Below are 18429 nucleotides of genomic sequence, written 5' to 3'. Positions count from 1 at the left end.
ACGATGATCCGCCGCCTTCCCCCTTTGCGTTCGCTCGAGGCGTTCATACGCGTCGTGCGCGCAGGGTCGGCCAAGACGGCGGCGGCGGAGCTTGCGCTCAGCCCTTCGGCACTCTCTCGCCGCCTCGGCGCGCTTGAAGAGTTTGTTGGCAAGCCCATGTTCGAGCGCAAGCATCAGGCCCTGAAGCTGACCGAGGAAGGCCAGCAGCTTTACGATGCGGTCGCGCCACTGATCGATGAGATGGCCGACCGGGTCGATCGACTCATCGACACGGGCAAGGTCATGCGCCTGCGTCTCGGCGTCCTGCCGCTGTTCGGCAGCCAGCGCCTGTTCCCGCGCCTTGGCGAACTGCGCAAGCTGCACCCTCAACTTCATATCGATATTGATTCGGGCCATTCGGCCGAAACCAAGCTGGGCGATACGATCGATGCTGCCATCGTCCTGTCAGAAGGTCCGGACGCCGCGCTCCATTCGGTCCGCCTCGACCACAACCGCGTCCACGCGATAACCTCGCGCGAACTGGCCGCAGAACTGGGCGACCGCCCCGATCTGGCCAAGCTCTCGAAACAGACGTTCCTCGTGCACAACGATCTTCCGGCAAGCTTCGAGGCTTGGAAGAAAGCGCTCCATCTCGAGAAGATGGAACCGGCTGCAATCGACCATTTCGATTCGGGTCAGCTGATCCTCGAGGCGGCGGCCCAAGGCCTCGGCATCGCGATCATGCACGATGACCACTATCATCGCAGCCACGATTCACGCCTCGCGCGGCTTTACGACATCGACGTCGACAGCCCCTATTCCTACTGGTTCGTCTGCCGTCCACGCGCGCTGCAATCGCGACCGGTGCGGCTTTTCCACGACTGGATGCTGAAAGCAGGACTTTAATGCGCCGCCGCGCCATTGCGGTGAAGATCCACTGCCCGATCGCCGCTGAAACCCTCGCCGGCCTGATGACCGGAGACGAAGCCGCGTTGGAGCGCGATGCCACCGCCGCTGCGATCCTGGCGGTGATCCGCGCCGACAACCCGCTCGGCGATTTCGGCCTCTACAAGGGCGTTTGCGAGATCGCGCCCGGTTGGGAAAGCTTTCGCCCCGGTCCCGATGCCAGGCCCACGCTAGGCACTTCGGGCGAACGCAGCCTGTCCCCCACCGCGATCCTGACCACTTACGCAGATGCCCAAGCGGACATCTCCGCAGCGCTTGCGGCGCTCATGGCTGCACACCCGTGGGAAGTCCCGGTAATCGAACTGTCGGAAGTCGACCTGCTGGTCCGTTAGCGCGCTAGCGCACCCTAGGCGCGATGACCGAAAGCACGCAGCCCGCGCTTGCGCAGGAAAGACGCAAAGTCTCCGCTAGCGATGACCGGCAATCCCGCATGCCAGGCCCGATTGTGGACATAGACCTGCGCCATGACCCACCCGCCCCGTGCGATCCGCACACGTAGCATGCGCCTGAAGTACTCGGATCGGGCAATGCAACGCGGATCGCAATTCTCGTAAGCATCGAGCATGCGCAATTTCTTTGCGCAAAAACCTCGACCAGCGCGGTAGAGCCGTCCAGTCACCCTGCCCGAACCGCCCCGCAGCACCGGATACCACCCCTCGGCAGTGCGCACGGCCCGCAGACGGCCGCGCACCGATGCGCGCTGGCCGCCGCACAGCAGCGGCATCACCTTTCGCGTAACCGGATTTTCGTGATCCTCGGTCAGCGTCCCGTAGAAAAAGAACCAACCGCCGTGCACAACGCCCTCAGTGCCCGCAGGCCAGCGCCTCAACCACGTCATCAAGCCGCGCCGGATCGCCCAGCGCGATCACGTGGCCATCGGAGCCGGCGTGCAACGGTTCGCCGTTCCAGTCCGCCATCGTGCCGCCTGCCCCTTCGACGATCGGCACGAGCGCGGCCCAGTCATGCAGCTTCAGCCCCGCCTCGCAGACCACGTCGAGTTGTCCGGTGGCGAGCATTGCATAGTTGTAGCAGTCACCGCCCATGACCATGCGCTTGTGATCGGTCTTGGCGGCAAGGCCCATGAAATGGCCGCCATCGTGGTCGTCGAAATAGTGTGGGCCCGTGGTCGCCAGGGTCGCGTCCGAAAGTTCGCGGCACAGGCGCGTGCGCACCGGCTTGCCGTTGAGCGTGGTGGGCTTGCCCATTGCGCCGACCCAGCGCTCTCCGGTGATGGGCTGGTCCAGCACGCCCAGAACCGGAAAGCCTTCAACAACCAGCGCGATCAGCGTGCCAAAGATAGGTCGACCGGCAAGGAAGCCTGCCGTCCCGTCGATCGGATCGAGCACCCAGCTTCGGCCGGATGTTCCCGCGGTCGAGCCGAACTCCTCTCCGATGATCGTATCGCGCGGCACTTCGGCGGTGAGGATGCGGCGCATCGCTTCCTCGGCCGCGCGGTCTGCCAGCGTTACCGGCGTGGCATCACCCTTGCGCTCGGCGGCGACGGTGCGGAAATGCGGGCGGATCGCTGCTGCGGCAGCGTCGGCGAGGCGCATGGCGAGTGCGATGTCGTTTTCCAGCTTCATGTCCCGGCTCTGCCCTCGCCGCCGGGATCAGGTCAAGGCACGGCAAGCGATTCGTCATTGGACAAACCGTGCTGGCCGAATTTAAGGGAGTCGTGACGGTCGACACGCGCGGACTGGTTGGGCGCCGCTAAAGCTCCGTGCATGAACGGACCCAGGGGGCATGGAATGAGTCGCAGCAACAGGCCGGGGGTCGACAGAGCGATCGTATCGCCGATCGCCACGCGCGACGGACAACCGATCTCCTACAGCCGCGCCCCGGCGGCCGACCTCGAACGCTGGGTCGGTCGGTTCTACGTCACGATTGTCGGCGCTCCGCCCGAACACCGCCTAGATTGCGGACTGCTCAGCGATTTTGCCTGCATCCGCATCCAATTGCGCGGAAAGTGGGAAGCAGTGACTGCCGATGGGCTGCAGTGCTCCGAACGCGCGGTGATGCTGTTCGGACCACACTCGAAACGCATGCCGATCAGCGTGACGGGCAGTTTCATCAGTGTCGGCGTGTTTCTCCGTCCCGGCGTTTGCCATGCACTCAATGGCCCAGACATCGCCAAGCTGACCGACCGGCTCGCAACCTTCGCGGATCTCGGCATGCCAGAGGATCGCTGGCTCAACCTGTTCGATCCGGCCGATTCGCCGGAAGACTGGGTCAAGGCCATGGAGCACGAGATGCGCAGCCTGATTGCGGACCGCGCTCTGCGTGAGCCTGATCCGATATCGGCACGGTTCGAGGCTGCAGCCTTCTCCGATCCCACTGTCAACATCGCCCGGCTTGCCAGTGACCTCGGCGTCGAACAGCGCCGCCTTGAACGCATAGTCCGCCGCGATTTCGGGATCACGCCCAAGCAGGTGCTCAAGCGCGCGCGCGCACTCGATATGGCCAGCCATTTGCGCGGCGTTGCTGACCATGACGAGGCCGAGGCAATTGCCTTGCGCTATTACGACCAGAGCCACCTGATCCGCGAGTTTACCGCCCTTTTCGGCATGAGCCCGCGCCAGTTCGTCAACCGCCCGCAGCCCTTGATGACGCTCGGCCTCGAGACCCGGCAGGCGCGCAGGCTGGAGGCCATTCGCAGGCTGGAACCGGGCGAAGTGAAGCCTTGGGAGTAAGCGCCATTGCGCAACCCTCGCACCGGGCCTAGGCCGGGTCATGGCCAGAGCTGACCGTCTCGAACGTCTCGACAAGCGCCGCTCCGAACTGGAAGCGGATTATCTCCTCGCGCTCACTGAAGCGCTTGAGGTGACCGCTGCGGGCAAGTGGGGCCTGTTTGACCACAACGCCGACAAGATCATGCGCGCAGCCACCGCACCGGTGATCGAGAGCCTGACCGAGCTTGCGGAAGAAATAGCCGAAGCGCGCGAGGCCCTGTTCATGGAACCGTTCACGCTCCACGACGAATTCATGGCCTCACGCGGCAAGCCTGCTTCCAATGCCGTAGGCGAACCGAAGCAGGCAAGGGCGTGGCTTGAGCGCCTGAAGAACGCCTGATCAGTCGAACAGGCTGGAAACGGAGCTTTCATCGGCAATGCGGCGCACCGCCTCGCCAATCAGCGGTGCGATCGTCAGCACGCGAATGCGATCGGACGATGCTGTCGCCTCGGTCGGCATGATCGTGTCGGAGATCACCAGTTCCTTGAGCGCCGAATTGCTCACGCGGGCAACCGCGCCACCCGAAAGGACGCCGTGCGTGATGTAGGCCGAAACGCCCGCTGCGCCTGCATCCATCAGCGCCTGCGCCGCGTTGCACAGGGTGCCGCCCGAATCGATGATGTCGTCGATCAGGATGCACATGCGGCCCTTCACGTCGCCGATGATGTTCATCACTTCGGACTGGCCGGGACGGTCACGGCGCTTGTCGACGATGGCGAGCGGCGCATTGTTCAGGCGCTTTGCCAGCGAGCGGGCGCGAACCACGCCGCCGACGTCGGGCGAGACGACCATCAGTTCCTGCGTGCCGTACCGGGTCTGTATGTCAGCGGCCATGACGGGCGCGGCAAACAGGTTGTCGGTCGGGATATCGAAGAAACCCTGAATCTGCCCGGCGTGGAGATCGACGGCAAGAACGCGGTCCGCCCCGGCCTGAGTGATCAGGTTCGCCACGAGCTTGGCCGAAATCGGCGTACGCGGCCCGGGCTTGCGGTCCTGGCGGGCATAGCCGAAGTAGGGAACGACCGCCGTGATGCGCTTTGCCGAGGCACGGCGCAGCGCGTCGATGCAGATCAGCAGTTCCATCAGGTTGTCGTTCGCGGGGTAGCTGGTCGACTGGACGACGAAGACGTCCTCGCCGCGCACGTTCTCGTGAATTTCGACGAAAACTTCCTCGTCCGCAAAGCGGCGCACGCTGGCGTCGGTCAGCGGCATTTCGAGATAGGCCGAAATGGCGCGAGCGAGCGGCAGGTTCGAGTTGCCGGCCATGATCTTCATGCGTTGCGATTCCCTCGGATTCGATCCCCAACGCGCCCTTAGCCCAAGATGACAGGTTTGCAACTCTTGCAGGCCATGGGTCTTGCCGCCTAGTGGTTACATCATGGCCGATACGCTTCGCATAACCCTCGCCCAGCTCAACCAGTCGGTTGGCGATCTCGCTGCAAACGTCGCAGCCATGCTCGCCGTGCGCGAGAGCAATCCGGACTCGGACCTGATCGTCTATCCCGAACTGATGCTGATCGGCTATCCGCCCGAAGACCTCATCATGAAGCCCGCCTTGATCGAACGCGCGGCGGCGGAACTGGAAAAGCTGGCCAAGGTCACGGCCGATGGCGGCCCTGCCATGCTGGTCGGTTCGGTCTTCGTCCGCGATGGCGATCTGCACAATGGCGTTGCCCTGCTCGAAGGCGGGCGCATTGCCGCCACCCGCTTCAAGTACGAACTGCCCAACTACGGCACTTTCGACGAGAAGCGCTATTTCATGCCCGGCCCGCTGCCTGAACCGGTGCTGTTCAAGGGCGCGATGCTCGGCCTGCCGATCTGCGAGGACATCTGGCACCCCGATGTCTGCCGCCATCTGGCCGAACTCGGCGCGGAAATCTTCATCTGCATCAACGGCAGCCCATACGAGATCGACAAGGACGTGCTGCGCATCGATGGCGTGGCCAAGCGCCGCGCGATCGATACCGGCATTCCGCTCGCATACCTCAACCGCGTCGGCGGGCAGGACGAGATCGTGTTCGATGGCGCCAGCTTCGTCGTCGGCCCCGAAGGTGCGCTTTGGGTGCAGATGCCGGACTGGGAAGAATCGGTCGTCACCACCGTCTGGACCCAGACCGCGCGCGGCTCCGGCTCGCGCTGGCGCTGCGAGGCAGGCGAGGAGCACGAACTCGCCGAGCATCCCGAGGACATCTACTGCGCAATGGTCATGGCCCTGCGTGACTATGTGAACAAGAACCGCTTCCCCGGCGTGGTCCTCGGCCTATCGGGCGGCATCGATTCGGCGATCTGCGCGGCAATTGCGGTCGATGCGCTCGGTCCCGATCGCGTGTGGTGCGTGATGATGCCCAGCCGCTACACCAGCCAGGAGAGCCTCGAGGACGCCGAAGGCTGCGCCAACATGCTCGGCGTGCGGCTCGATACGGTGCCGATCTCGCCCGCCGTCGATGCCTTTGACAACATGCTCGCCCCGGTATTCACCGGCAAGCAGCCCGATCTGACCGAGGAAAACATCCAGTCCCGCATCCGCGGCGTGACGCTGATGGCGCTTTCGAACAAGTTCGGCCCGATGCTCGTCACCACCGGCAACAAGAGCGAGATGAGCGTCGGTTACGCCACGATCTATGGTGACATGAACGGCGGATACAACCCGCTCAAGGACGCCTACAAGACGACTGTCTTCGCCGTCTCCGAATGGCGCAATGCCCATCGCCCCAAGATCGGCCTTGGTCCCGATGGCCCGGTGATGCCGCAGCGGATCATCACCAAACCGCCCAGCGCCGAATTGCGCCCCGATCAGAAGGACTCGGACTCGCTTCCGCCCTACGACGTGCTCGACGCGATTCTGGTGGGCCTTGTAGAGAACGAGAAGAGCGTCGACCAGATCGTTGCCGAAGGTCACGACCGCGCTACCGTCAGCCGCATCGAACGCCTGCTCAACATCGCCGAATACAAGCGCCGCCAGGCCCCTCCGGGCGTAAAGCTGGGCGCGCGCAACTATGGCCGTGACCGGCGCTACCCGATCACGCACGGCTTCCGCACCGGATGAATTATTGCGAATGATTCGCATTGACCTGAGATCGGGCGCGACCTAACTTGCGAATCGTTCGCAAGAAAGGATGTGCCGTGCCAGCAGGCCAATCTTCCACCCGCTTCTCCGCCCTGATCGAAAACATGGCGCGTCCGCAGGACGTGCGCGGCCTCTCGCTGAAAGGCCTGCACGTGACCATGGCCATGCGCCTTTGCGCGCTGTTCGACGCCGCCGGTCGCGATCCCGTTCCCGACCTCGCCCGCCGTTATCGCAGCATCGAAGCGGCCTGCGCGGTTCACGGTCTGGTCATGACGATCAAGCAGGTCTGGCCAGAACCCTTCATGGTCAACCGCCCCTGCTGCCTTGCCATGACGCCTGACGAGACCACCCTCGCCGCCCTCGCCCGCGCTGCCATCAACGGCAGGCGTGAAGCCTTTTCCGAAGCGATCTCCGGCTTCGTCCGTGCTGACCGCCACGAAGCGCTTTACAACGCCACGGTCCACGCCGTGGCCCTGATCCCGTAAGGACTCTGCCTTCCCCTTGCACGCCGCCCGCGCTAGGGCAGCGCGCATGACCACCGTAACCCGCTTCGCCCCCTCGCCCACCGGCAAGCTCCACGTCGGCAACGTCCGCACCGCGCTCCACAACTGGCTGCTGGCGAAGAAGACCGGCGGCAAGTTCCTTCTGCGAATTGACGACACCGACGCCGAGCGCAGCCGCGAGGAACACGTCGATTCCATCCGCGCCGATCTTGCATGGCTGGGCCTCACCTACGATGGCGAGGAACGCCAGTCCCTGCGCACCGATCTCTACGAGCGCGAATTCCAGCGCCTTGTCGAACAGGGGCGCATCTACCGTGCCTACGAAACCGCACAGGAACTCGACCTCAAGCGCAAGATCCTGCTCGGCCGCGGCCTTCCCCCGATCTATGATCGCGCCGCGCTCAAGCTGACCGAAGCCGATCATGCGGCCAAGGCGGATGCAGGTGAAAGGCCGCACTGGCGCTTCCTGCTCGATCACGACCAGCCGATCACCTGGGACGATGGCATCCGCGGCCCCCAGAACTTCGACCCATGCCAGATGTCCGACCCGGTTATCCGCCGCGCTGACGGTTCGTGGCTCTACATGCTCCCCTCGGCGATCGACGACATCGCCATGGGCATTACCGACGTGCTGCGCGGCGAGGATCACGTCTCCAACACTGCCACGCAGATCCAGATGTTCACCGCATTGGGCGCCACGCCGCCGCGCTTTGCCCACGAAGCGCTGCTGACCGGCAGCGAAGGCAAGCTCTCCAAGCGCCTGGGCGCGCTCGGCATGGCCGATTTCCGCGAACAGGGGATCGAGCCAGAAGCCATCGTAGCCCTGCTCGCCCGCCTCGGCACGTCCGACCCGGTCGATCCTGCACTCGATGCCGACGCTCTTGCCGCCAGCTTCGACCTCTCGCGCTTCGGCCGCGCCCCCGCCCGCTTCGACGAGGCCGACCTGCACCGCGTAAACGCCCAGATCGTTCACCGCCTCCCCTATGCCCGGGTCGCACACCTCCTGCCCGAGGGCATGGGTGAAGCGGCATGGGAAGCCATCCGCCCCAACCTCGCCCACATCGACGAGGCCCGCGAGTGGTGGCAAGTCATCACAGGCCCGATCACCGCGCCTGCGTTCGACGACGAAACCCGCGCCTACTTGGCGCAGGCTGCGGAAGTCGCGGCAACGCTGGATTGGTCCGCAGACCCATGGCGCGCGCTGACCGGAGCGCTCAAGGACAGCACCGGCCGCAAAGGCAAGACGCTGTTCCTGCCCCTGCGACAGGCCCTCACCGGCCACGATCACGGCCCCGAAATGGCCGCGCTCCTGCCGCTTATCGCGCAGGAAGAGGCGGTGCGGCGGCTTTCAGCCTAAGAACACAAGATCCTCCCCGTTTTCACCGCAGGTGCAAATGGGGAGGGGGACCGCCAGCGAAGCTGGTGGTGGAGGGGAAAGAAACCCCTCCGTCATTCGCAGCCGCGAATGCCACCTCCCCGTTTGTGCTTACGCAAAAACGGGGAGGATTATGGATAGAAAAAGGGGCGGCAGCCTCGCGGCCCCGCCCCTCTTCAATCCGAACGTTCAACCCGTTCAGGCGGCGACGACGCTCGCCTTGCGGATCACGCCCGGGTTTGCCGGCGGCTCACCCTTGGGCAGCGCGTCGATCAGTTCCATGCCGCTCTCGACCTGGCCCCAGACGGTGTACTGCTTGTCGAGGAAGCGCGCATCGTCAAAGCAGATGAAGAACTGGCTGTTGGCCGAGTGCGGATAGCTGGTGCGGGCCATCGAGCACACGCCACGCACGTGCGGCTCGTTGTTGAACTCCGCCTTGAGGTCGGGCTTGCTCGAACCGCCCATGCCGGTGCCCTGAGGGCAGCCGCCCTGCGCCATGAAGCCGGGGATCACGCGGTGGAACTTCACGCCATCGTAGAAGCCTTCGCCGGCAAGTTCCTTGATCCGCTCGACATGGCCGGGGGCCAGATCGGGGCGCAGCTTGATCACGACATCGCCGGAGTCGAGCGTGAGGACCAGTTTTTCGTCAGCCATTTGTAGCAATTCCTATCCTGTCTGGGGGCGGATATAAGGGCTTGGAAAAGAAAGTCACGCCTGCCTCTCCAAGGCGGTTTGCTTTTCCCGTGCCAATGGCTAACCCGCGCCTATGGAGCGCGACGAGGACCTCATCGAATCCTACGCCCCCGACGCGGACGATGCGCCCGCGCCGGCCGAACCAGCGCGCAACTCCGAAAGCCTCGACGAGGAAGACAATACCCTTCGCCCCGGCTTCGTGCGCAAGGTCGCAGAAGCGCTTGAGGCAGGTGACGACGAGACCGTCTACAACCTCGTAGAGCCGCTCCACCCGGCCGACATCGCCGACCTGTTCGAGCTGATCGACCGGGATGACCGCGTAACCCTCGCCCGCGCCATCAACGACCTGATGGGCGGCGAAGTGCTCGCCGAACTCAACGATCACGTCCGCGAACTGCTGGTCGAGGAGCTTGAGCCCGAAGAAGTTGCCGACCTTGCCGAGCAGATGGAGACGGACGACGCCGTCGCCCTGATCGAGGACCTGGACGAGGAAGACCAGCAGGCCGTCCTCGCCGAGATGGAGCCGGAAGACCGCGCCGCCATCGAATCGGCGCTGTCCTACCCGGAGGAAACCGCCGGCCGCCTGATGAGCCGCGATCTGATCGCGGTGCCCGAGGCGATGACCGTGGGCGACCTGATCGACTACCTGCGCCGCGACGACGAACTGCCCACCGAGTTTTGGGAAGTGTTCATCGTCGATCACAAGCACCACCCGGTCGGCACCTGCAGCCTCTCTTGGATCCTGCGCGCGCCGCGCAGCATCCCGCTGGCCGACGTGATGAAGCGCGACCAGACGCTGATCCCGGTGACGATGGATCAGGAAGAAGTCGCGCTGCGCTTCCAGAAGTACGCGCTGATCTCTGCCGCCGTTGTTGACGAAAGCGGGCGTCTGGTCGGCCAGATCACCGTCGACGATATCGTCCACATCATTCAGGAAGAGGCGAGCGAGGACATCCTGCGCCTGTCCGGTGCAGGCGACGGCGATATCAACGAGCCGATCCTGCTGACAGTCCGCACGCGCCTCACGTGGCTGGTCGTGAACCTCGGCACCGCGATCATCGCCTCTTCGGTTGTCGGTCTGTTCCAGGGCGCAATCGCGAAGTTGGCCCTGCTTGCCGTGCTGATGCCCATTGTATCGGGCATGGGTGGCAACGCAGGGACGCAGACTCTGGCCGTGGTCGTGCGCGCCATCGCCACCAACCAGCTGACCAGTTCCAACACCGTGCGCATGATCCTGCGCGAATTGCGCATCGCCGCCACCAACGGCGCCGCTCTCGGCCTGCTGATCGGCGGCGGCACCGCACTGCTGTTTGGCAATCCGCTGCTGGGCGCGGTGATCGGCTCTGCCATGGTGATCAACAACCTCGTCGCGGGGCTTGCCGGAATCATGGTCCCGGTCACGCTCGATCGCCTCCGCGTCGACCCGGCTGTCTCTTCGGCCGTATTCGTGACGATGGCGACCGATGTCATGGGCTTCTTCTCGTTCCTCGGCCTCGCCGTGCTGAGCGGTCTGGCCTGACATTACTCCCCTCCCGCAGGCGGGAGGGAGCCCTTGCTCTATTCCCCCCTCCCGCAGGCGGGAGGGGTTGGGGGTGGGCATGGTAAAGCGCAAACAGTGAGTACCCAATAATGCCCCTTCACATGACCAAGGTCGCCTACGGAGCCCAGTCGCTCGCCGAGATCCACGAATGGTTCTCGGCCGAAGGTCGCCGGGGCGGATCCAAGTACGCCTACCTCACCACCCGCAACCGTCCCAAGCGCGCCGAGGAAATGATCGGCGGCTCGCTCTACTGGATTCACAAGCACCAGCTCGTCGCCCGCTCGGAAATCGTCGGCTTCGAGGAAGCCGAAGGCGGCCGCACCAACATCGTGGTCAGCACCAAACTGATAGAAGTACACCCCAAACCCCGCCGCGCCCACCAAGGCTGGCGCTATCTCGAAGAAGCCGATGCACCCGCCGATCTGGGCGATGGGGAAGCGGGCGAAGTCCTGCCCGCACAGATCGCCTCGGAGCTGGCGAAGCTGGGATTGGTCTAGAGAACTTTCCGGCGGAAAATCTGAACTCGCTCAATTTACACCGAAACGAACTAAATACATCGAATTCGGTTGCAACTATAACTTTATCGCCTTTTATTCACCCCGCTTATGGCGTGGGGGGCAAGAGCGATGACTTCAAAGACCTTTGGTGCGTCAATTGCATTGCTAATTGCAATGACATCCGGTGTCGCAAACGCGAATGGCAATCCGAACGGAAACGAGAGCGGCGTGCCCGAAGTCTCCGAAACATTGCCTGTGATAGATACATCCCAAAGACTCGGGCACATCATTGTACGGGATCCACTGATCGTTCAGGATAATCTGAACACAATTATCAATAAGTGCAGAATTTCCACCAAAAGCTGCACCACGGCATTTCCATCCTATTACCGGGAAAACAACGAGCACTCGTCCAGCGGTGGTTTTCTCGGCCTTTTCAAATCCCAGAGCTTCTGGGGAGCAGGCCAGGAGCTGCATTATACCCAGGTACCCGCGACCGCGACTGACATTCATGGAACAAAGCGCACTGTCGAGTACCAGGTGGGGTTTGGATACATCGTCGCCGCCCGCCAGGTGGATGCCGACATGAAGGGCAAGGGATTTCTCGATTCCACACCAGTCTCCATCAAGGGCAAAGGCGGCGGCACGCGGTTCTGGGCTATGTTGATCGGCCTCGCTCCGGACAAGCTCTCATCCACGAATTCATCGGTCACCGACGCGCTGGGCTGCGATGACGAAGATCTCGATGCGCAGAGCGCGCTGGTCTGCACACTAGACTTGCAGCCGACCGTGACCCAGCGTTACTACCGAGATACGAGCAGCCGCCTCGCCAACGCGATGGATGATTTCCGTCGCAGCTACAGCAAGCTTCAACCTGATCCGGGCGTAGACGCTAAATCGTTGATTTGTCCGCAAGTGATCGATTTCCGCTGGAAAGAGCCAGAAAAGGGAACCCGCAACTTTGGAAGGCAGGACGTCAACGACGAAACCTGGGCGAATCTCGTCGATGCAGCGGATTACATCAACCGCAAACTCACCGCCGCCTGCGTGAACAACAGGCCCAATGTAAAGGTCGCGTACCGGGACGGTGCGGCAACCCGGCAATGGGACAAGGATGCCCCCGCTCCGTCCGGCAGCGCATCAACTCGCTCCACATTGGTCACCCAATCTCTGGTTGGTGATACGGCAGAACCTGTCGGCTCCGGTTCAATCGGGATCGGCGATGGCAGCATCAGCTACGATCGGAACAGCATCACCCAGGAGTACCAGAGGAACAGGTATTACCTCTCTACTTCATCCAAGCGGTCCCCGCGATTTGATCGAAAGCTTATCGACCATCGCTTCGACATCAGGATGGAGGGACTCACCAAGTCAGCGAAATTGCCGTCAATCCTCGCATCGATCGTCAATTACGAGCAGGAAGACATATCCCAGCATCTCAGTTTGAAGCTGATCTGCTCTGGTGGAACCTATCACGTAGCCGTCCCGGAAAACCCCGTTGCAAATCCGACAGCATACACTGAACTGGTCAGCAATGCGCGGAGAGTGGTGGACAGCCCTGTCCATGACTGCAATCAGGTCAGCAATACACCGAGCAGCCGGTAACTGAACTTCAGGGGGCTTGCCGATCGGGAATCAAGCCCTCCCTGCCGCCTCCCGCGCCAGCACCTTGCGGATCAGGTCCGCGTAAACGTCCGGCTCCTGCGCGCCCGGCACGATCAGCTTGCCGTTGATCACCACTGCCGGAACGCCGGTCACGTTCAAGTCCCATGCCTGGCGCTCTTCAGCGGTGACGATCGCTTCGAGCTGCGGGTCGATCATCGCCTGCAGCGCGTTGAGCCGGGGAAGACCGATGCCTTCGGCCACTTCGGCCAGCACTTCCGGATCAGCCACATTCCTCCGCGCCTTGAAATGCGCATCGAACAGCGCGCGTTTCAGCACCACCTGCCGTTCCGGTCCAAAATCGCGCAAGGCCCAGGTCAGCAGACGATGCGCCATCCGCGTGTTCCACATCATCGCGGGCGGCGGTTCGCCCTCTCCGGTGTAGTCGAACGAATAGCCTGCACGCTCGGCGGCGCCTTTCAGCGTCTCGCGCACCCCTGCCGACTGTTCCGGCGTACGGCCATACTTGCGCTGGATATGCGCCGCCTGCTCCTCGCCTTCGTCCGGCATGTCGGGGTTCAGCTCGAACGGGTGGAAGCGCACCGTTGCGTCCACTTCCCCTGCCATCCCGGCCAGCGCCTTGTCGAGCTGGTTCAGCCCGATCACGCACCACGGGCACATCACGTCCGACCAGATGTCGAGAGTGACCTTGGCTGGCGTGGAGGCACTCATTGCGCCAGCCACCATTTGAGCAGGTGATGCGCCACGGCGAAAGGTGGCGGGGCAATAAACGCGGCATCGTCGGCACCGCTCATCGCACAACGCACTTCCTCGCGGGTGAACCATCGCGCGTCGTCAAGTTCAGTCGCATCGATGGTGATCTCGCGCTGAGTGGTGAAGGCATGGCACGCGATCATCAGTGATGACGGAAACGGCCAGGGCTGGCTCGCCACGTAGTCGACCACATCAACCTTGATCCCTGCCTCCTCCAGCACCTCGCGCCGCACCGCGTCTTCCAGTCCTTCGCCCGGCTCCACGAAGCCCGCCAAGGCCGAATAGCGCCGGGGCGGGAAGCGTGGCTGGCGGCCTAGCAGCAGGTCGCCCTCGCACTCCACGGTCATGATCGTCACCGGATCGACGCGCGGGAAGTGCTCCGCCTTGCACGCTTTATTGGAGCACGACCGCTGCCAGCCACCCTTGGCCAGCGTGGTCGCCGAACCGCAGCGCGCACAGAAGCGGTGCCGGGCATGCCAATCGACCAGACTGCGCGCGCCGCCGTAGATCGAAAGGTCAGCCGGGCTCATCATACCCATCACGCCCCACAGCCGCGGATTGGGCGGCGCGACGCTGCCCATGATCGCAGGCGTCACTTGCGCAAAGCACCCGCGTCCGTCGTCGCTCAGCCCCAGGAACACCAGTTCCGCGTCCGGATCGGCATCGGCCAGCGTGCCCCAGTCGAGCCCGCCATCGGGCGCGATCACCGGGTCGATCCCGTCAAGCTTGAGCAGCCGCGCGCGCCAGTTCATCAGGCTGCCGAGCTTGTCGGCATCACCCCGGATATGGTCGGCGCGGTCCAGGCCGCCACCTGCAAATGCAATCGTCGTTTCCATCAGGCTGCAGCCCTCTTCCCCGTTACGTCGGCCAGCACGGCCTGCGCGAATTCCCTGTGCACCGGATAGGCGTCAGACGGCATGTACTGGGTGTAGACCCCTGCCCGCAGCCCCACCCGGTAATTGACGAAGCCCACCGTCCCGGCAGCACCCGCCCAGCCATACGTCCCGGCATCGACGCCCAGCCCCACCGAGCCGCCCGCGCCAAAGCCGTTGCCCTTGATGAAGGACTGCGAAAGGTCGGTACCCTCGGGCAGGAGATTGCTCGTCCCCAACCGCACCGCCGCCTCGCTCATCACTTGCGTACCGTCGATCCGGCCAAAGCCCAGCAGCATCCGCAGGAACCGGTCATAATCACGCGGCGAGGATACCAGCCCAGCCCCGCCGAACGGATAGGGCGGCTGATCAAGATAGATCGAGGCCTTTGCCGGATCCACCGGAAACAGCATGCCGCCCACCGCGGCATAGTTGGTGGTCAACCGACCGACTTCGCTCTCTGGCACGCGGAACCATGTGGAGGTCATCCCACACGGCCCGAACAACCGCTCGGCTAGAAAGGCATCGAAGGGCTTGCCCGAGGCAACCTCGATCACCCGTCCCAGCAGGTCGAGCCCGACCGAATAGCTCCACACCGTGCCCGGCTCATAGACCAGCGGCATCGTCGCCAAAACGTCAGCGAACTCGGTAAGGCTCTTCAGCGGCTTTGGCGCGTCCATTCCCGGAAACGGCATCCGGCTCGCCTGCCCCGGCACCAGTCCGGCCTTGATATAGGCATCCTTGATCGGCCCCTTCTGGATGATCGAATAGCCAAGGCCCGCCGTATGCGTCAGCAGATGGCGCACAGTTATCTGGCTCTTTGCCGGTCGCAGATCCGTCAGCGAACCATCTGGCGTTGCCTGCACCTGCATCTTGCCGAAGGCAGGCAGCAGGTCTGCCACCGGTTGGTCGAGCCGCAGCTTGCCCTCGTCCACCAGCATCATCGCCGCCATCCCGGTAATCGGCTTGGTCATCGAATAGATGCGGAACAGGCTGTCCATGTCGACCGGCAGCGCCAGCCCCTTGGCCAGCGTCCCGCGCGCGATGTCGAGCGGCGCTTCACCCGCGCCCCAGCCCAGTGCGGCGATCATTCCCGGCAGCTTGCCCGATCCGACATAGCCATCGAGCATCGCCGTCACCGCCGGAAACCGCGCCTCGGCCGCCGCGCTTGCCCAGGCCATCCGGGGCAGGAAAGCGCTCCCTGCCACCAGCCCCAGCGATCCGATGAATCCCCGCCGCGAAACCGCCATTCGTTGCATGCGTCAGTCTGTCCTCTCGGCAATCGCCAGCCGCGCCGCCTTGGCGAACACGGTCGGCAATCCGGCAGCCTCGATCATTTCGACTGGCCACCATTCTCCCTCGGGCAGACTAACCGCTTGTGCCTGAACCGAAAGCATCAATTGCAATTCGAGATCGAAATGCGTGAAACCATGCCGCACGATCCCGCCCGCACGCCATTCACCCTCCAACACCTCTGCCCCATCGCCTCGCGCCGACCAGCCGTCGTCAGGCAGCGCGCGCATCCCGCCCAGCATCCCGCGTCCCGGCCGCTTGACCAGCAGCACGGCCCCGTCACGCTCGATCCAGTAGGCCCGTCCCTGCCGCACCGGCTTTGCCTTCTTCGCCGCCTTCACCGGCAAACGCTCGGGTGACCCTTGCGCATAGCCCCGGCACTGTTCGCGCAAGGGGCACAACATGCATCGAGGGCTCCGCGCCGTGCAGATCGTCGCGCCAAGGTCCATCATCCCTTGCGCGAAGTCCCCCGCCCGCTCGTCAGGCGTCACTTGCCCCGCCGCCAGCCGGATCGCCGCCTTGCCCGCCGGCAAAGGTTCATCGATCGCGAAGAGCCGCGCGACCACGCGCTCGACATTGGCATCGACCACGACAGCGCGCCGCCCGAAGGCAATCGCCGCCACGGCAGCCGCTGTGTATTCGCCCAGCCCCGGCAGGGCCCGCAACCCCGCCTCGGTATCGGGAAACGCCCCGCCCAACGCTGCAACCGCGCGCGCGCAGGCCACCAGGTTGCGCGCCCGGGCATAGTACCCCAGCCCCGCCCAGGCCGCCATGACATCGGCATCGTCTGCCGCTGCCAGATCGCTCACTGTCGGCCAGCGTTCAGTGAACTTGGCGAAGTACGGCCCCACCGCCGCCACCGTCGTCTGTTGCAGCATGACCTCGGAAAGCCAGACCTTGTAAGGGTCCTGCCGTTCTTCCCCCGACAATCTGCGCCACGGCAACCGCCGCGCATTGGCATCATACCAAGCGAGCAGAGCCGGAGCGATTGCTTCGGGATCGAACGACTTTGCGGCTTCCTCTCTGGCTTGCATCGCGCACCTATGGCATGGCGCGAAGCGATATGGAAAGCACCCCTTCGGACGCGCCGAAACGCAAGAGCACCAAGTCGGCTAAGGCCGATACGGGCAAGCTCTATGAGCGCCCCCGTGGCGGCGAGGCACGCCAGATCGCCGATCTCATGCCCGCCATCGGCCGCACTGCCTTCCGCCGCTTCGGCTTCGTGCAATCCAGCGTCGTCACCCGCTGGCCCGAGATTGTGGGCGAACGCCACGCCCGCAACTGCATGCCCGAATCGATCCGCTTTCCGCCGGGCGAGAAGACCGACGGCATTCTCCAGCTGGTCGTCAGCCCGGCCCATGCACCGATGATCCAGCATGTCACACCCGAAATCATCGAGCGGGTGAACCGCTTCTTCGGCTACCGCGCGGTGGCCAAGGTCAAGATCCGGCAAGGCGCGGTTCAGGCTCCAAAGCCCAAGGATCAGCCGCGCGCAGCGCCGCCCTCGCTCAAGCCCATTCCGATGGAGCTGGGGGATTCGCTGCGCGACATCGGCGATCCGGAACTGCGCACCGTTCTGGAATCGCTGGCGCGCAGTCTTGATAGTGCAACCGGGGGGAAGAAAGTCGGATGATCCGCAAGCTCGTCACAGTCGCAATTGCTGCCACAGCGCTCATCGCATTGGGCGCCTCGGGTCAGCCCGCGAAGAAGACCCCGCCGCGCCCCGCAGGCGGCCTCAACTGGGCCGTCACCAGCACCGCCACGCCCGAAGGCAACCACCTGCTCGGCAACCCTGCGGCCAAGCTGCGCCTGATCGAATTCGTCAGCTACACCTGCCCGCACTGCTCGCATTTCGAGACCGAGTCCGAAGGCCAGCTCAAGATCGGCATGATCGCGCCGGGCAAGGGCGCGGTCGAAGTGCGCAATTTCGTGCGCGATCCGGTCGACATGACCGTGGCCCTGATCACCAATTGCGCCCCGCCCAGCCGCTTCTTCCAGCTGCACACCGCGTTCATGCGCCTGCAGCCGCAATGGATCGGCCCGCTCGCCAACTCCACCGAAGCGCAGCGCCAGCGCTGGACCACCGGCCCCTTCGCCAGCCGGACCCGCGCCATCGCCAGCGACTTCAAGTTCTACGAGTTCATGGCCTCACGCGGCATGGACCGCCAGACCATGGACCGCTGTCTTGCCAACGAGGCACTGGCCAAGAAGCTCGCCGAAAAGACCAACTACGCCGCCGACACCCTCGGCGTGACCGGCACCCCCAGCTTCATGATCGACGGCATCTTGCTGGCGGGCACGCATGACTGGGACACCCTGCGCCCCCAGATCCTTGCCCGGATGAACTAGTCGGCAACCGCTATGGGCCCCGGCGTTCGCCGGGGCGACGGGGCAAGCCACACCAGTTTTACCGTAGCCCCGGCGAAGGCCGGGGCCCATGACTTCCAATTCAAGCTCAACAGCCAGCACAACAACCAAAGCCCCGAAAAAACCATCCACACCCCCACCATTGCGGCCACTTCAAACCCCTGCAACAAT

At 64.0% G+C, this 18429-nt stretch carries 20 protein-coding genes; 12 read left to right on the top strand and 8 right to left on the bottom strand.

Going from position 1 to position 18429, the window contains the following annotated elements; translation table 11 throughout:
* The first annotated feature begins 3 nt into the window (after window positions 1-3).
* Both ACZ1JW_RS10855 and ACZ1JW_RS10850 read left to right on the top strand, forming a co-directional pair.
* Window positions 4-885, top strand: a complete 882-nt coding sequence (locus ACZ1JW_RS10855) for a LysR substrate-binding domain-containing protein (RefSeq protein WP_465140567.1) — start codon at window positions 4-6, stop codon at window positions 883-885.
* Complete coding sequence (locus ACZ1JW_RS10850) at window positions 885-1277, top strand: hypothetical protein (protein ID WP_465123543.1); 393 nt, start codon at window positions 885-887, stop codon at window positions 1275-1277. The genes ACZ1JW_RS10855 and ACZ1JW_RS10850 overlap by 1 nt, the downstream gene beginning before the upstream one ends.
* A gap of 14 nt (window positions 1278-1291) precedes the next feature.
* Here the strand turns inward: ACZ1JW_RS10850 and ACZ1JW_RS10845 are convergent, their stop codons facing one another.
* Both ACZ1JW_RS10845 and ACZ1JW_RS10840 read right to left on the bottom strand, forming a co-directional pair.
* Complete coding sequence (locus ACZ1JW_RS10845) at window positions 1292-1783, bottom strand: gamma-glutamylcyclotransferase family protein (RefSeq protein ID WP_465123544.1); 492 nt, start codon at window positions 1781-1783, stop codon at window positions 1292-1294.
* On the bottom strand, window positions 1749-2528 hold the full coding sequence (locus ACZ1JW_RS10840; RefSeq protein ID WP_465123545.1) for an inositol monophosphatase family protein: 780 nt from the start codon (window positions 2526-2528) through the stop codon (window positions 1749-1751). Before ACZ1JW_RS10840 ends, ACZ1JW_RS10845 begins: the two co-directional genes overlap by 35 nt.
* A gap of 165 nt (window positions 2529-2693) precedes the next feature.
* Between ACZ1JW_RS10840 and ACZ1JW_RS10835 the strand changes: the two genes are divergently transcribed.
* Both ACZ1JW_RS10835 and ACZ1JW_RS10830 read left to right on the top strand, forming a co-directional pair.
* Entirely contained in the window at window positions 2694-3635 is a 942-nt protein-coding gene (locus ACZ1JW_RS10835; RefSeq protein ID WP_465140566.1) for a helix-turn-helix domain-containing protein, read from the top strand.
* Between the two features lie 40 nt (window positions 3636-3675).
* The gene (locus ACZ1JW_RS10830) at window positions 3676-4014 is read left to right on the top strand and encodes a hypothetical protein (RefSeq protein ID WP_465123548.1); all 339 of its coding nucleotides are present in this window, start codon (window positions 3676-3678) and stop codon (window positions 4012-4014) included.
* Here the strand turns inward: ACZ1JW_RS10830 and ACZ1JW_RS10825 are convergent, their stop codons facing one another.
* Window positions 4015-4950 carry a ribose-phosphate pyrophosphokinase gene (locus tag ACZ1JW_RS10825; RefSeq protein WP_144905609.1) on the bottom strand — a complete coding sequence of 312 codons (936 nt, stop codon included), beginning with the start codon at window positions 4948-4950 and terminating at the stop codon, window positions 4015-4017.
* Window positions 4951-5053: 103 nt separating this feature from the next.
* On the opposite strand from ACZ1JW_RS10825, the gene ACZ1JW_RS10820 reads away from it, so the two are divergent.
* The 3 genes from ACZ1JW_RS10820 (at window position 5054) to gltX (ending at window position 8602) form a co-directional block, all read left to right on the top strand.
* Window positions 5054-6721, top strand: coding sequence for an NAD+ synthase (locus tag ACZ1JW_RS10820; protein WP_465140565.1), 1668 nt, complete (start codon window positions 5054-5056; stop codon window positions 6719-6721).
* Between the two features lie 77 nt (window positions 6722-6798).
* Entirely contained in the window at window positions 6799-7227 is a 429-nt protein-coding gene (locus tag ACZ1JW_RS10815; protein ID WP_465140564.1) for a hypothetical protein, read from the top strand.
* Window positions 7228-7273: 46 nt separating this feature from the next.
* Window positions 7274-8602 carry a glutamate--tRNA ligase gene (gene gltX / locus ACZ1JW_RS10810; protein WP_465140563.1) on the top strand — a complete coding sequence of 443 codons (1329 nt, stop codon included), beginning with the start codon at window positions 7274-7276 and terminating at the stop codon, window positions 8600-8602.
* 216 nt (window positions 8603-8818) lie between these two features.
* Here gltX and ACZ1JW_RS10805 read toward each other — a convergent pair whose 3' ends face one another.
* Window positions 8819-9274, bottom strand: a complete 456-nt coding sequence (locus ACZ1JW_RS10805; RefSeq protein ID WP_465123552.1) for a peptidylprolyl isomerase — start codon at window positions 9272-9274, stop codon at window positions 8819-8821.
* A gap of 112 nt (window positions 9275-9386) precedes the next feature.
* On the opposite strand from ACZ1JW_RS10805, the gene mgtE reads away from it, so the two are divergent.
* The 3 genes from mgtE to ACZ1JW_RS10790 all read left to right on the top strand — a co-directional run bounded on the left by mgtE (window position 9387) and on the right by ACZ1JW_RS10790 (window position 12955).
* Window positions 9387-10832: a magnesium transporter gene (gene mgtE, locus ACZ1JW_RS10800; RefSeq protein ID WP_465123553.1), complete on the top strand. Its 1446-nt coding sequence runs from the start codon at window positions 9387-9389 to the stop codon at window positions 10830-10832.
* Between the two features lie 110 nt (window positions 10833-10942).
* On the top strand, window positions 10943-11350 hold the full coding sequence (locus ACZ1JW_RS10795) for a DUF1489 domain-containing protein (protein WP_465140562.1): 408 nt from the start codon (window positions 10943-10945) through the stop codon (window positions 11348-11350).
* A gap of 129 nt (window positions 11351-11479) precedes the next feature.
* Window positions 11480-12955, top strand: a complete 1476-nt coding sequence (locus tag ACZ1JW_RS10790; protein WP_465123555.1) for a hypothetical protein — start codon at window positions 11480-11482, stop codon at window positions 12953-12955.
* 30 nt (window positions 12956-12985) lie between these two features.
* Here the strand turns inward: ACZ1JW_RS10790 and ACZ1JW_RS10785 are convergent, their stop codons facing one another.
* The 4 genes from ACZ1JW_RS10785 to mutY are packed head-to-tail and all read right to left on the bottom strand — an operon-like array spanning window position 12986 to window position 16925.
* Window positions 12986-13684: a DsbA family oxidoreductase gene (locus ACZ1JW_RS10785; RefSeq protein WP_465140561.1), complete on the bottom strand. Its 699-nt coding sequence runs from the start codon at window positions 13682-13684 to the stop codon at window positions 12986-12988.
* A complete protein-coding gene (gene nudC / locus ACZ1JW_RS10780) occupies window positions 13681-14562 on the bottom strand; it encodes an NAD(+) diphosphatase (RefSeq protein WP_465140560.1) in 882 nt (293 codons plus the stop codon). The genes ACZ1JW_RS10785 and nudC overlap by 4 nt, the downstream gene beginning before the upstream one ends.
* Window positions 14562-15857 (bottom strand): serine hydrolase domain-containing protein, encoded by a 1296-nt coding sequence (locus ACZ1JW_RS10775; RefSeq protein ID WP_465140559.1) that lies wholly within the window; start codon window positions 15855-15857, stop codon window positions 14562-14564. Before ACZ1JW_RS10775 ends, nudC begins: the two co-directional genes overlap by 1 nt.
* A gap of 3 nt (window positions 15858-15860) precedes the next feature.
* Window positions 15861-16925 carry an A/G-specific adenine glycosylase gene (mutY, locus tag ACZ1JW_RS10770; RefSeq protein WP_465140558.1) on the bottom strand — a complete coding sequence of 355 codons (1065 nt, stop codon included), beginning with the start codon at window positions 16923-16925 and terminating at the stop codon, window positions 15861-15863.
* Between the two features lie 29 nt (window positions 16926-16954).
* Between mutY and ACZ1JW_RS10765 the strand changes: the two genes are divergently transcribed.
* Window positions 16955-17524, top strand: coding sequence for a DUF721 domain-containing protein (locus ACZ1JW_RS10765; RefSeq protein WP_465140557.1), 570 nt, complete (start codon window positions 16955-16957; stop codon window positions 17522-17524).
* A complete protein-coding gene (locus ACZ1JW_RS10760; RefSeq protein ID WP_465140556.1) occupies window positions 17521-18240 on the top strand; it encodes a thioredoxin domain-containing protein in 720 nt (239 codons plus the stop codon). Before ACZ1JW_RS10765 ends, ACZ1JW_RS10760 begins: the two co-directional genes overlap by 4 nt.
* The last annotated feature ends 189 nt before the right edge of the window (window positions 18241-18429 follow it).

The sequence above is a fragment of the Novosphingobium sp. BL-A-28-Hi1-0D genome (assembly GCF_055521755.1).
The sequence above is the reverse complement of the archived record's forward strand: the minus strand, read 5'-3'. Positions and strand labels throughout refer to the sequence as shown.

Coding starts and splice junctions, on each gene's coding strand:
- ACZ1JW_RS10855 (WP_465140567.1), top strand. CDS start 4: ATGATCCGCCGCCTTCCCCCTTTGCGTTCGCTCGAGGCGTTCATACGC.
- ACZ1JW_RS10850 (WP_465123543.1), top strand. CDS start 885: ATGCGCCGCCGCGCCATTGCGGTGAAGATCCACTGCCCGATCGCCGCT.
- ACZ1JW_RS10845 (WP_465123544.1), bottom strand. CDS start 1,783: ATGACGTGGTTGAGGCGCTGGCCTGCGGGCACTGAGGGCGTTGTGCAC.
- ACZ1JW_RS10840 (WP_465123545.1), bottom strand. CDS start 2,528: ATGAAGCTGGAAAACGACATCGCACTCGCCATGCGCCTCGCCGACGCT.
- ACZ1JW_RS10835 (WP_465140566.1), top strand. CDS start 2,694: ATGAGTCGCAGCAACAGGCCGGGGGTCGACAGAGCGATCGTATCGCCG.
- ACZ1JW_RS10830 (WP_465123548.1), top strand. CDS start 3,676: ATGGCCAGAGCTGACCGTCTCGAACGTCTCGACAAGCGCCGCTCCGAA.
- ACZ1JW_RS10825 (WP_144905609.1), bottom strand. CDS start 4,950: ATGAAGATCATGGCCGGCAACTCGAACCTGCCGCTCGCTCGCGCCATT.
- ACZ1JW_RS10820 (WP_465140565.1), top strand. CDS start 5,054: ATGGCCGATACGCTTCGCATAACCCTCGCCCAGCTCAACCAGTCGGTT.
- gltX (WP_465140563.1), top strand. CDS start 7,274: ATGACCACCGTAACCCGCTTCGCCCCCTCGCCCACCGGCAAGCTCCAC.
- ACZ1JW_RS10805 (WP_465123552.1), bottom strand. CDS start 9,274: ATGGCTGACGAAAAACTGGTCCTCACGCTCGACTCCGGCGATGTCGTG.
- mgtE (WP_465123553.1), top strand. CDS start 9,387: ATGGAGCGCGACGAGGACCTCATCGAATCCTACGCCCCCGACGCGGAC.
- ACZ1JW_RS10795 (WP_465140562.1), top strand. CDS start 10,943: ATGCCCCTTCACATGACCAAGGTCGCCTACGGAGCCCAGTCGCTCGCC.
- ACZ1JW_RS10790 (WP_465123555.1), top strand. CDS start 11,480: ATGACTTCAAAGACCTTTGGTGCGTCAATTGCATTGCTAATTGCAATG.
- ACZ1JW_RS10785 (WP_465140561.1), bottom strand. CDS start 13,684: ATGAGTGCCTCCACGCCAGCCAAGGTCACTCTCGACATCTGGTCGGAC.
- nudC (WP_465140560.1), bottom strand. CDS start 14,562: ATGGAAACGACGATTGCATTTGCAGGTGGCGGCCTGGACCGCGCCGAC.
- ACZ1JW_RS10775 (WP_465140559.1), bottom strand. CDS start 15,857: ATGCAACGAATGGCGGTTTCGCGGCGGGGATTCATCGGATCGCTGGGG.
- mutY (WP_465140558.1), bottom strand. CDS start 16,925: ATGCAAGCCAGAGAGGAAGCCGCAAAGTCGTTCGATCCCGAAGCAATC.
- ACZ1JW_RS10765 (WP_465140557.1), top strand. CDS start 16,955: ATGGAAAGCACCCCTTCGGACGCGCCGAAACGCAAGAGCACCAAGTCG.
- ACZ1JW_RS10760 (WP_465140556.1), top strand. CDS start 17,521: ATGATCCGCAAGCTCGTCACAGTCGCAATTGCTGCCACAGCGCTCATC.